Below are 11,480 nucleotides of genomic sequence, written 5' to 3'. Positions count from 1 at the left end.
CGCATCAACCGAATCCATGACGACTGAATATCGAGAGGCATTATCCGATGACGTCCCCCGTTTCCCATCACGAGATTCGTGATCGTTTTTCCAGGGCCATGTCGGCCATGTATCAGGCCGAGGTGCCCCAGTACGAGACCCTGCTCGAACTGGTCGCGGAGGTGAACCGCGAGACCCTGGCGCGCGACCCCGAGCTGGCCGCGCGGCTCGAGGCTCATGACGAGATGAACCGGCTCGGCGTCGAGCGGCACGGTGCCATTCGCGTCGGTACGGCCGAGGAGCTCGCCATGCTGCGTCGGCTGTTCGCGGTGATGGGCATGTACCCGGTGGGCTACTACGATCTCTCCGAGGCCGGCGTGCCGGTGCACTCCACCGCTTTCCGGCCCGTCGACGACGAGGCCCTGGCGCGCAATCCCTTCCGTGTTTTCACCTCGTTGCTGCGCCTGGAACTGATCGAAAGCGCCGAGCTGCGCAAACGCGCCGCCGGTATCCTCGCCAAGCGTGACATCTTCACGCCCGGAGCCCGGGAGTTGATCGAACTCAGCGAGCGGCAGGGCGGGCTGACCGACGAGCAGGCCGATCGCTTCGTGGCCGAGGCGCTGGAAACCTTTCGCTGGCACCATGACGCCACGGTGGATCTGGAGACCTACGAGGCACTGCATGCCGAGCATCGGTTGATCGCCGATGTGGTCTGCTTCCGCGGGCCGCACATCAATCACCTGACGCCGCGCACCCTGGACATCGACGAAGTGCAGCGCCGCATGCCGGCGGCGGGCATGAATCCCAAGGAGGTCATCGAGGGGCCGCCGCGTCGCGACTGTCCGATCCTGCTGCGCCAGACCAGCTTCAAGGCCCTGGAAGAGCCGACCCGCTTCGCCGGTGAGCGGCAGGGGACCCACACCGCGCGCTTCGGCGAGATCGAGCAGCGTGGCGTGGCGCTGACCGCCGAGGGCCGCGCACTCTACGACCGGCTGCTCGCCGAATCGCGCCGGCGTACCAATGGGCTGCCCAATGCCGAGCACCAGCGCGTCCTGGCCGAGGTGTTCGCCGAGTTTCCGGATACCGAGGACGAACTGCGTCGCCAGGGCCTGGCCTTCTTCGAATATCGGCTGACCGAGGCAGGGCACGAGGCAGGCCCGGTCGCCGAGACCGAGCTGGAGGCACTGATCGAGCAGGGGCTGGTCAGCGCACGGCCGATCACTTATGAAGATTTCCTGCCGGTCAGCGCGGCTGGCATCTTCCAGTCGAACCTCGGAGGCGGCAGCAATGACGCCTACGCCGGTCATGCCAATCGGGAGGCCTTCGAGGCGGCGCTGGGGGCCGAGGTGACCGATGAGCTGGCTCTCTACGGCGAGCGCGAACGCGCCTCCCGCGAGGCGGTACTGGAGGCGCTCGACGTCTGATCGACTATATTGTCGACAGATGTCGGCATGAGGTCGGAGGCGAGGATGGTCCGGAGCGAGGCACCGGCGAGCAGGATCTCGCTGGATGTGGTGGAGGCACAGGCGGGAGGGGATGTCGGTCGTGTCATCATGGATGGTGTGACCGACCTGCCCGGAAACACTGTCGTTGGGCGTGCGGAGTTCTTGCAGCATGAGGCCGACGGGCTGAGACGATGCTTCGTATCGCCACCTCACGGTAGGCCTTCCCACTGTCTCAACCTGATCGTGCCGCCGTCCGATGCACGGGCCGATACCGGGCTGATCATCATGGGCACCATGGGGTATCCGGGGTTCTCGGGGTCGAATGCCATGTGTGCCGTGGCCGCTCTGGCCGAAGCGGGGAGACTGCCGACCACGGAGGCGGAGCAGCGGTTGGTACTGGAGACGCCGGCAGGCCTTTCCACGCTGGATATCGGCTGTCGGAATGCGCGAGTGGAAACGGTGACGTATGAAGCCGTGCCGGGGTTCGTCGCGACCGGCGAGCATCGCCTGGAGGTCGAGGGTTGGGGCTCTGTGCCACTCGAGCTGGTATATGGTGGCACGTCCTATGTGATGGTGCGTGGTGCAGAGATGGGCATCGATCCCGCCACGGCCTCCATCGAGGCGCTTCAACGCTTTTGTGCGGCGCTCTTTGCGAGCCTGGATCCTGCGTGGTGCATCCATCATCCGCTGCTCGGCGACCTGCCGCCCCCCTCCATGATCCTGCTGGCGGGTGCTCCGGAACGCTCCCCCATCAAGGGGATGAGTGTGCCTCTTGCCGTTTACATGCATCCCGGCGTGATCTGTCGCGGACCGACGGGCACAGGGACGACGGCCTTGCTTGCCCATCTGATGAAGCGTGGAGAGCTTCCGCCCGGCACGACCGTTCGCACGGTCTCGCCGTTCGGCAATGTCTTTGAAGGGACGCTGCTGGGGAGTGCGCGAATCGGCGATGTCACTGGAGTGAGAACGTCGATCCGGGGACACCCTCGCGTCCTGGCGCGTAGTCAGGTCTTTCTGGACGAGGAGGCCTTGTCCTGCGAAGCGCAAGGATTCCGGCGGCTATTTGAAACGCCGCCCGGCGATGAGCGGGTTGGCTGACGCTGCTTTTCAGGCGGGCTGTTCCAGTCGTCTTTCGTCGCCTGAAATCTCGAGTGTCCGGCATTCGAGGCCTGGTAAGATGCTCGGCTGATACAGTACTTCGCAAGGACGTGTCATGCTGCTACTGGACAGTCTGTCGCCGCTCGATGGCGGTGTCGAATCCCTGTTGATCCTGCTCTCGGTCCTGACCTCCATGATCAGTGCCTCGATGGGAGTTGGCGGCGGGACCTTGCTGATCATGACCATGGCGCAGGTGATGCCCGGGGCGGCGTTGATTCCGGTGCATGGCATGGTGCAGTTGGGCTCCAACGGTGGGCGGGCGCTGATGACGCTGCGTCACCTGGCCTGGCCGATTCTGGCGGCCTTCGTGCCCGGGGCGCTGCTCGGTGCCCTGGCGGCCAGCTGGATGCTGGTGCGCCTGCCGACCGGCCTGCTGGAACTGGCCATCGCCGGCTTCGTGCTGTTCACCCTGTGGGGGCCGGGTCTGCCCAAGCGCAGCCTGGGCAGCCTTGGCACCGTTGTCGCAGGGGGCATCACGACCTTTCTCTCGAGCCTGGTCGGCGCCAGCGGGCCAATGGTCGCGGCCTTCATCAAGCAGCACGGCGGCTCGCGACAGGCCACCGTGGCCACCTTCGCCGCCTGCATGACCCTGCAGCACCTCACCAAGGCTTTCGTGTTCGGCGCCGCCGGCTTTGTGTTCCGTGACTGGCTCGGGCTGATCGTGTTGATGATCGCCGCCGGTGTGGTCGGCACCTGGCTGGGATTGCGGTTGCTGGGCCGGCTTTCCGAGCGACGTTTCGACGGCCTGTTTCGCTGGGGCCTGACCCTGCTGGCATTGCGTCTGATCTGGTTGGGGCTGCAGCGTCTCGGCGTCATCGGTTGAGCCTGACGATGATTCTGAGGAACTATCGAGCCAGGGTGTCACGAAAAAGCCGATTTTTGTGGCCTTTTCCCCTGTACAGGGCGCTATAGTGGGTCATAATGCGCTTGTGTAGGGAAGTCACAAATATCAGGGGAACACCCATGGGGCTCATGATGACACGGCGATGGTGCCTCGCTCTCATTCTGTTGTTGGCCGCCACGCTGCTGGCCGGCACCGCCCAGGCGAACAATCCGCGTTATGCCGGTATCGTCGTCGATACCGATACCAGCGAGATTCTCTACGCCGAAAATGCCGATGCGCCGCGCTATCCGGCATCTTTGACCAAGATGATGACGCTCTACATGCTGTTCGAGAGGCTCGATCAGGGCGGCATGACGCTGGGACAACGGTTGCCTGTGTCGGCCACCGCCTCCGAAATGCCGGCCACCAAGCTCTGGCTGAAACCGGGCGACAGCATTCCGGTGGAGAAGGCCATCCAGGCGCTGATCGTTCGTTCCGCCAACGATGTGGCGGTCGTGGTGGCCGAGGCGCTCGGTGGCAGCGAATCGCACTTCGCGAGGATGATGACCTCGCGCGCCCATGAGCTGGGCATGAGCAACACGACATTCCGCAATGCCTCCGGATTGCCGGATGACCGACAGGTCACCACGGCTCGCGACATGGCGCTGCTCGCCCGGCGGCTGATGCTCGACTTCCCCCAGTACTACCCCTACTTTTCTCTGGATCGCTTCACCTGGCGCGGCAAGACCCTGACGGGCCACAACAATCTGCTGGACAGTTATCCGGGGGCCGATGGCCTGAAGACCGGCTTCATCCGTGCCTCCGGCTTCAACGTGGCGACTTCGGCGAAGCGCGGCGGCCGACGCATTCTCTCGGTGGTCATGGGCGGCTATACCGCTTCCTCCCGGGATGAGCACATGGCCAACCTGCTGGACCGTGGTTTCCTGCGGGCTTCGCTGGTCGACGGCCGAGGCTTTCTGGCCAATACCCGGATCTCCGAGGATTACCTGCTGCCCGAGGCACGGCGCCCGATGTCGCCGCCGTCCGGCCAGATGCTGGCAAGCGCTGGCAATACCGCGCCGGCCGTTACGCCCGAGCCGGCATCGCAGCCCGTCAACTCGCCTTCCCGGGATGAAGTCATCGCGACGGCCGATGCCGGCATGGGGTCGGTGACGCCGACACCCGAACCGGCCTCGGCCGCTGAGCCGACCGTGACGTCGACACCCGCGCAGCCCGTCTCGTCACAGCCGATGTCCACGACCGCTGTTGCCTCGGCGGCATCGAGCAGCGAGCCCGATCCGATCCGTCGCGTCGTCGATCAGCGTGAAACGGCGACGCCCGGTACCTGGGGAGTTCAGGTCGGTGCCTTCAGTGATGCCGATCATGCGCGGCGCCTGGCCGCCCGGGCTGCCGAACGCCTGACCGCCGAGCTGGCCGATGCCCGTGTGGCGGTGCCGCATGTCGCCGAGGCCGGCGTTTATCGTGCGCGACTGGTGGACATGCAGGAAGGCGAGGCGCGCAGCGCCTGTCGACGCCTTCAGGCGCAGGGGATGGATTGCATGGTCGTGCAGGCCGCCCTCTAGATCGAAGGCTGATCCGCCAGGGACGGGGTTGTCGCCACTCGTCAAAGCCCTTAGTTTGATAGTTCTACATGCATCACCCTGCCGCTTCGCCGGTGGGGTGGTTTTTTTGGTTCATCCTTGAAGCTCGGCGGCAGGGCAAAGTGTCTGGAGGCAAGATGTCATCATCGTTCAAGGGCATCCTGTGCATGTGTGGCGGGGTTCTGTGCCTGGCGCTGGGCGATGCCATTACCAAGTGGCTCGGCGAGACGCACTCGCCGCTGCAGATCATCTTCTTTCGCACCCTGGTGTCGCTGCCGCTGATCGCACTGATTGCCCGTTTCAACGGCGGTCTGCGCAAGCTGGCGACGCGCCGTCCGGGCATTCACCTGCTGCGCGGCCTGATCTTCACCGGCACCATGATCTGCTTCATGTGGGGCTTGACCCTGCTGCCGCTGGCCGAGACCACCGCTATCGCCTTCGCGGCGCCGCTGTTCGTGAATCTGTTGTCGGTGCCACTGCTTGGCGAGCGGGTCGATCGGACCACGCTGCTGGCTACCATGCTGGGGTTCATCGGCGTGCTGGTGGTGGTACGGCCGGGAGGCAGCAGCTTCCAGCCGGCCGCCCTGATCGTGGTCGGGGCGGCGGTCTTCTACGCTCTGATGATGATCACGGCGCGTCGCTATGGCGGCCGTGAGCACCTCTGGGCAATGGTCTTCTATACCACCCTGGTGCCGATGCTAGTGTCGGCGTTAACCCTGCCCTGGGTGTGGCAGATGCCGGCACCCATCCACTGGCCCTTCTTCCTGCTGGCCGGTGTGCTCGGTGTGGGCGCCATGGTTGGACTGACCCTGGCGTTTCGCTATGCGCCGGCGGCGCTCGCCGCACCCTTCGACTACACGGCGTTGCTGTGGGCCGTGCTGCTGGGCTGGTGGCTGTGGGACGAGGTGCCGGACCTGTGGGTGTTCGTCGGCGGCACCTTGATCATCGTCAGTGGCCTGGCCATCGCTTATCACGAGCGGCGTGTCGCCCTGAACCGGCGCCCCTCCGCCTGATGAGCCGATTCAGCCTTCAGCGCCTCGGGGCAACGCCCTGGTGAAAGCTGCGGGCCGCGGCTTCCGGGTCCGGCGTGCCGCAGATGGCCGAGATCACGGCCAAACCATCGGCGCCGGCGCGACGCACGGCCTCGACGTGTTCGGCCTTGAGGCCGCCGATGGCCACGGTCGGCAGCGGGCTGGCGCCGGCCAGTTCCGCCAGGCCGTCGAAGCCGAGAGGCTGGGCGTGGTCGCGCTTGCTGGGAGTGGCGAAGACTGGCCCCAGCCCCAGATAGTCGAGTTTGGCGGCATTGATTCGGGCGAGTTGCTCGGGTGTCTGCACCGAGAGGCCGAGGATGGCGTCCGCTCCGAGGGCGGCCCGGGCATCGTCGACTTCGCCGTCATCCTGGCCGATGTGCAGTCCGTCGGCGCCGCTGGCCAGGGCCACCTCCAGTCGATCATTGATCAGCAGGGGCACGCTGCTGCCTGCCAGGGCGGTCTTCAGGCGTCGCGCCACGGGTACCAGTTCGGCATCGCTGGCGTGCTTGTCGCGTAGCTGTACCAGGGTTACGCCACCGCGCACGGCGGCGACGACGGTTTCCTCCAGGCCACGCTCGGCGCATAGCTCGGGGTCGGTGACCAGATAGAGGGAAAGGTCAACGCGCATGGGTGATCTCCAGTCGGGCGCGGGCGGTCAGGGTGTCGGTGTCGAGGGCATGCAGGGCATCGAGGAAGGCCACGGCGAAACTGCCCGGCCCCCGGGCGCTCTCTCCGGCAATGCTTCCGGCCACGGCATAGCCGGCCAACGCCGCCACGCAGGCCTCGAATGGGTCCTCGGCGACGGCCAGGTGAGCGCCCACCACGCCCGTCAGGGCACAGCCCAGGGTGGTGACGCGCGGCATCAGGGCATGCCCGCCGGCCACGCGTGCCAGGCGCTCGCCATCGGTGACGAGGTCGGTTTCGCCGGTGACGGCGATCACGGCGCCGGTGCGCCGAGCCAGGTCCACGGCGGCACGTTCCGCCGCTTCGGTGGTATCGGTGCTGTCGACACCCTGGCCACCGCCGCCCTGCTCGGCCAGAGCCATGATTTCCGAGGCATTGCCGCGCACCACCGTCGGCGAAAGCGCCAGCAGGCGGGCGCCGGCCTTGCGGCGCAGGGTCGTGGCGCCGACTGCCACGGGATCGAGTACCCAGGGTGTGCCGGCCTCATTGGCGGCGCGGGCGGCAGCGTCCATGGCGTCCACCCAGTCGGGCGACAGGGTGCCGATGTTGAGCGTCAGAGCACCGGCCAGGGCGGCGAACTCCTCGACCTCCTCGCGGGCATGGGCCATGGCCGGTGAGGCGCCCAGGGCGAGCAGGACGTTGGCCATGGTGTTCATGGCGACATGATTGGTGATGTTGTGAACCAGCGGGCAGGTCTCGCGCACACGGTTCAGGTGGCGAGCGAGGTCGATGGTGTGCATGGCGCCTCCCGGGCGGCGGGAGGTGCTGGCCTCGGGATGGCCGGCACGACTCCCTCCGCCGGCATTATCCGGGTCAGGTGATGAGGGTGCGTCTCAGCCGGGCGGCATGGCGTCCGGCGCCCCTGTCGTCAGGCCTTCTACTATCCGTGCCCGGTTGGCACCTGTAAAGAGGCGGCGACGAGCCTTGCCGTCGCCGCCGTCCTTTGCCTCAGGAACGCTTGGGCTGCTTGACCAGGCGCAGGTAGGGCTTCTGCTCGTCCCAGCCTTCGGGGAAGAGGGTCTTGGCCTCTTCGTTGCTCACGGCGGGCACGATGATGCAGTCATCACCATCCTGCCAGTTCACCGGCGTGGCCAGCTTGTGTTCGTCGGTGAGCTGCAGGCTGTCGAGTACGCGCAGCACCTCGGCGAAGTTGCGGCCGGTGCTGGCCGGATAGGTGATGGTCAGGCGCACCTTCTTGTTCGGATCGATGATGAAGACGCTGCGCACCGTCAGGGTGTCGTTGGCGTTGGGGTGAATCATGCCGTAGAGGTCGCTGACCTTGCGGTCGCCGTCCGCCAGCAGCGGGAAGTTCAAGCCTTGCCCCTGGGTTTCCTGGATATCCCCGGCCCAGGCTTCGTGATCCTCGAGCGGGTCCACGGAAAGGCCGATGGCCTTGGTGTTGCGCTTGTCGAATTCCGGCTTGAGTCGCGAGACTTCGCCGAGCTCGGTGGTGCACACCGGGGTGAAGTCCTTGGGATGCGAGAACAGAATGACCCAACTGTCTCCGGCCCACTCGTGGAAATTGATGGTGCCGGCAGTGCTCTCTTGGGTGAAGTCGGGCGCTGTATCGCCGAGTTGCAGTGCCATGTTGGCCTCCTGATGGATGGGTAAGTGGCATCGCGGGCGCGGTGCCGGTTCGACGGTTTCAAGCATTGCACGATGATGGCGCGTGTGGAAACAACCGCTGGCCATATGCTCAGTCGAATTTACGCTTAGCTCGGGCTTCGAGCGGACCATCGATAGGGCGCTGTGAACCCCTCCCTGGGCGCTACATCCGCCATTCATGGCGGATGACCCTCGCTTCGTCTTGTCCCCGGCGCCTACTGCCATTGAACGTTTGGCCATTCGCTCTCAAGCAGTGTCTTCTAGGGGGCTGGAGCGGCGGCGCCGAGATACCGCTCCCGCCAGTAATCCAGATCCACCGCCGAGGTGGTGACGCGCCGCCCCCGGCCCGGGGCGTGGATCATCTGGCCATGCCCCAGGTAGATGCCGACATGGCTGGCATCACCGCGGCCGGCGGTGTCGAAGAACAACAGATCCCCCGGGCGGGCCTTGTCGATCGGCGGCAGGTTCTCGAACTGCCGGCGGGAAGTCCGGGGCACCTTGATGCCCGCCCGGGCGTAGGCGAGCTGCACCAGCCCCGAGCAGTCCAGGCCGCTCGGGGTGTCCCCGCCGAAACGGTAGGGCGTGCCGAGCGTCTGGCGTGCTTCGGCGAGGATCATGGTGCGCTCCATGGAGAGATTGCCACCGTCCCGGGTCGCCAGGTCGGGACCGGCACAGCCGGCCAGCCACGAGAGCAGTAGCGTTGCCAGCAGCCATTTCGATATCAGGGGCGTGACGTGGCGATGGCAGGCAAGTCGTGGCGGCATGCGCGGCTCCATGGCATAAGGAATCCCTCTCCCGCCTACAGCCTAGCCCGTGATGCTGGCGCTGGCGAGTATCAGCGGAAGGCGATACGCGTGCCATGGGTCAAGCGTTCTTCGGGCGTCATGGCGTGTCCGGGAACGCCGATCATCTCGTCGCCGCACTGGTCGTCCCAGGTCAATACGCCGTGGGTCAGGCCCAGTTCGCCGAGGCGTTCGCGAATCTCGCCGGTACCCAGGTAGGTGCAGGTATTTCCGGCCTTGTCGGTGAGGGTGGAGACGCCGCTGGCATGGTGGAAGCGCACCGTATAGATGCCATCCTGGGATTCCACCTCGACGATGGGCGAGAACCCGTGGGCCAGGGCGTGGGAGAGTTGCTTGTAGGTGATGCGATCACCCGGGGAGAAGTCGGTGGTGGCCATGACGAGCCCCCTTCACGTGACGGTCGCTTCTATCAATGTAGAAGCCCGCAGGAAACGCCGCCATCCGGCCGGTGGGGTGGAAATTCCGACGTCTCGCCCCCATGCAGGCACCCTGAGCCCATACGAGCAGAGGAGAACGCCATGAGCTTTCAGGGTGAGCAGTACCCCGGCGTGAAGGCGCCGGCCGCCGAGACCGATGGCTTCCGCCTGAACCACACCATGCTGAGGATCAAGGATCCGCAGGCGGCGCTGGACTTTTACTCGCGTGTCTTCGGCATGCAGGTGCTGCGCCGGCTGGATTTCGAGGAGATGCAGTTCTCCCTGTACTTCCTGGCCAAGCTCGAGGCAGGGGATGAGGTGCCGGAGGACAAGGCCCGGCGCAGCGTCTGGACCTTCAGCCAGAAGGGGCTGCTGGAACTGACCCACAACTGGGGAACCGAGGATCAGGCGGACTTTGCCTATCATGATGGCAACGCCGAGCCCCAGGGCTTCGGACACATCTGCTTCTCGGTGCCGGATCTGGACGCCGCCGAGGCCTGGTTCGATGCCAATGAGGTCGAATTCATCAAGCGTTCGGATCAGGGCAAGATGCCGGATGTGGTCTTCGTCAAGGACGTGGACGGCTACTGGATCGAGGTGGTCGAGGCTGCGCGGATGGCCGACAAGGGGGACTAGCGACGAACCCCGACCCCGTAATCCAGAACTGCAGAGGCCGCCCGACAGGGCGGCCTCTGCAGTTCAGGCGCCTGACCACAAGGATCAGGTGAAGGCATAGAGATCCATGGTCAGCACGCCGTGTTCCACGCTGTGGTGTTGCCGTTCGGCGTGTCTGCCGGTACCCATGGCCACCAGCAATGGCTGGAAATGTTCCGGGGTGGGGTGATTGGCGCGGGCGTATGGCGCCTGTTGCCAGTCGAGCAGGGCGTCGCGGTCGTCATCGATCAATCGTTCGTGCACCCAGTCGGCGAATACACGGACCCAGTCGGGTACCGGCGCGTCGAGGGTGCTCACGGAACGCAGGTCGTGGGTCAGGCTGCCCGAGCCGATCACCAGGATATTCTCCTCGCGCAATGCGGCGAGTCGCTCGCCGAGTGCGGCCAGTTCGGTACTGGACCAGTCCGTGGGCAGCGACAGCGATACCACCGGCACATCGGCCTCTGGATACATCAGCGACAGTGGCACCCAGGCACCGTGATCCAGGCCGCGTTCCACCGGCACCGCGTTGAGCTCGCGGGCCAGGCGCATGGCCAGCTCGGGTTCTCCTGGCGCAGGGTACAGGCACTCGAAGAGTTCGCGGGGAAAGCCACCGAAGTCATGGATGGTCTCGGGGTGGGCACTGGTGCTGACCATTAGACGCCGGCTGGCCCAGTGGGCCGAGACGACCACCACCGCGGCAGGGCGAAGCGTTCGGCCAAGCTGGCGCAGGAAATCGTGGGCCGGGGTGCGGGTCAGGGCCAGCATCGGCGAACCGTGGGAAATGAAGAGGCTGGGGAGCATGATTGATACCTCCGAGTCACGCCTCATGGCGCGTGACCAGCATGGAATCCAGGATCAGGCGAGGCGTCGGCTCGGGACCAGGCGTCCTCCACCGAGCCCTGCCTGAACCAGTAGGGCCAGAGTCCAGAAGACAGGAAATTCCCAGCCTCCGCCTTCATTGGAGAACATCCACCCATTGCCTGAGTGAACCCAGGTGGCGCCAAGCAGAACAGGGACCAGTGCCAGGCTGATCCAGCGGGTATATATCCCCAGGATAAGCAGCAAGCCCCCACCCACCTCCGCGAGGATGGTCGGGTAGGCGAGAAATCCCGGCAGGCCCAGAGACTCGAAGTAGCCTACGGTGCCAGGCACGGTGAAGACGAAGACCTTGAGCAGGCCGTGAGCCAGGGCGAGGGTGCCGAGGGAAAGCCGCAACAGAGTGATGGCGTATGCTTGCATGATTGTCCTCCGATAGAGCGTGTGATGATGGGGATCACT

At 65.5% G+C, this 11,480-nt stretch carries 13 protein-coding genes and 1 riboswitch; of the genes, 6 read left to right on the top strand and 7 right to left on the bottom strand.

The window, feature by feature from the left end; all coding sequences use genetic code 11:
* The first annotated feature begins 47 nt into the window (after positions 1–47).
* The 5 genes from hglS to HELO_RS18180 all read left to right on the top strand — a co-directional run bounded on the left by hglS (position 48) and on the right by HELO_RS18180 (position 6,019).
* Positions 48–1,403: a 2-oxoadipate dioxygenase/decarboxylase HglS gene (gene hglS / locus HELO_RS18200; RefSeq protein WP_013334062.1), complete on the top strand. Its 1,356-nt coding sequence runs from the start codon at positions 48–50 to the stop codon at positions 1,401–1,403.
* A 45-nt stretch (positions 1,404–1,448) separates the two neighbouring features.
* On the top strand, positions 1,449–2,522 hold the full coding sequence (locus HELO_RS18195) for a proline racemase family protein (protein WP_013334061.1): 1,074 nt from the start codon (positions 1,449–1,451) through the stop codon (positions 2,520–2,522).
* A gap of 115 nt (positions 2,523–2,637) precedes the next feature.
* The gene (locus HELO_RS18190) at positions 2,638–3,405 is read left to right on the top strand and encodes a sulfite exporter TauE/SafE family protein (RefSeq protein ID WP_013334060.1); all 768 of its coding nucleotides are present in this window, start codon (positions 2,638–2,640) and stop codon (positions 3,403–3,405) included.
* A 149-nt stretch (positions 3,406–3,554) separates the two neighbouring features.
* The gene (locus tag HELO_RS18185) at positions 3,555–4,988 is read left to right on the top strand and encodes a serine hydrolase (RefSeq protein ID WP_321465414.1); all 1,434 of its coding nucleotides are present in this window, start codon (positions 3,555–3,557) and stop codon (positions 4,986–4,988) included.
* A 155-nt stretch (positions 4,989–5,143) separates the two neighbouring features.
* Positions 5,144–6,019, top strand: a complete 876-nt coding sequence (locus HELO_RS18180; protein ID WP_013334058.1) for a DMT family transporter — start codon at positions 5,144–5,146, stop codon at positions 6,017–6,019.
* 16 nt (positions 6,020–6,035) lie between these two features.
* On the opposite strand, the gene thiE is transcribed toward HELO_RS18180, so the two are convergent.
* From thiE to HELO_RS18155, 5 genes are all read right to left on the bottom strand, one after another.
* Entirely contained in the window at positions 6,036–6,665 is a 630-nt protein-coding gene (thiE, locus tag HELO_RS18175) for a thiamine phosphate synthase (protein ID WP_013334057.1), read from the bottom strand.
* Positions 6,655–7,461, bottom strand: a complete 807-nt coding sequence (thiM, locus tag HELO_RS18170) for a hydroxyethylthiazole kinase (protein ID WP_013334056.1) — start codon at positions 7,459–7,461, stop codon at positions 6,655–6,657. The genes thiE and thiM overlap by 11 nt, the downstream gene beginning before the upstream one ends.
* Positions 7,462–7,494: 33 nt before the next feature.
* Positions 7,495–7,595, bottom strand: a riboswitch (TPP riboswitch).
* A gap of 74 nt (positions 7,596–7,669) precedes the next feature.
* On the bottom strand, positions 7,670–8,308 hold the full coding sequence (locus HELO_RS18165) for a peroxiredoxin (protein ID WP_041602273.1): 639 nt from the start codon (positions 8,306–8,308) through the stop codon (positions 7,670–7,672).
* Positions 8,309–8,586: 278 nt separating this feature from the next.
* Positions 8,587–9,090, bottom strand: coding sequence for a C40 family peptidase (locus HELO_RS18160; RefSeq protein ID WP_013334054.1), 504 nt, complete (start codon positions 9,088–9,090; stop codon positions 8,587–8,589).
* 71 nt (positions 9,091–9,161) lie between these two features.
* A complete protein-coding gene (locus HELO_RS18155) occupies positions 9,162–9,506 on the bottom strand; it encodes a hypothetical protein (RefSeq protein ID WP_041602272.1) in 345 nt (114 codons plus the stop codon).
* A gap of 141 nt (positions 9,507–9,647) precedes the next feature.
* On the opposite strand from HELO_RS18155, the gene gloA reads away from it, so the two are divergent.
* Positions 9,648–10,181: a lactoylglutathione lyase gene (gene gloA, locus HELO_RS18150; RefSeq protein ID WP_041602271.1), complete on the top strand. Its 534-nt coding sequence runs from the start codon at positions 9,648–9,650 to the stop codon at positions 10,179–10,181.
* An 84-nt stretch (positions 10,182–10,265) separates the two neighbouring features.
* On the opposite strand, the gene HELO_RS18145 is transcribed toward gloA, so the two are convergent.
* Together HELO_RS18145 and HELO_RS18140 are read right to left on the bottom strand one after the other, a co-directional pair.
* Positions 10,266–11,003, bottom strand: coding sequence for a dioxygenase family protein (locus HELO_RS18145; RefSeq protein WP_013334052.1), 738 nt, complete (start codon positions 11,001–11,003; stop codon positions 10,266–10,268).
* Positions 11,004–11,057: 54 nt separating this feature from the next.
* Positions 11,058–11,441, bottom strand: coding sequence for a DoxX family protein (locus HELO_RS18140; protein WP_013334051.1), 384 nt, complete (start codon positions 11,439–11,441; stop codon positions 11,058–11,060).
* Positions 11,442–11,480: the final 39 nt, after the last annotated feature.

Source organism: Halomonas elongata DSM 2581 (assembly GCF_000196875.2).
Classification (GTDB): Bacteria; Pseudomonadota; Gammaproteobacteria; order Pseudomonadales; family Halomonadaceae; genus Halomonas; species Halomonas elongata.
This window is presented reverse-complemented; position numbering and strand designations above follow the sequence as displayed.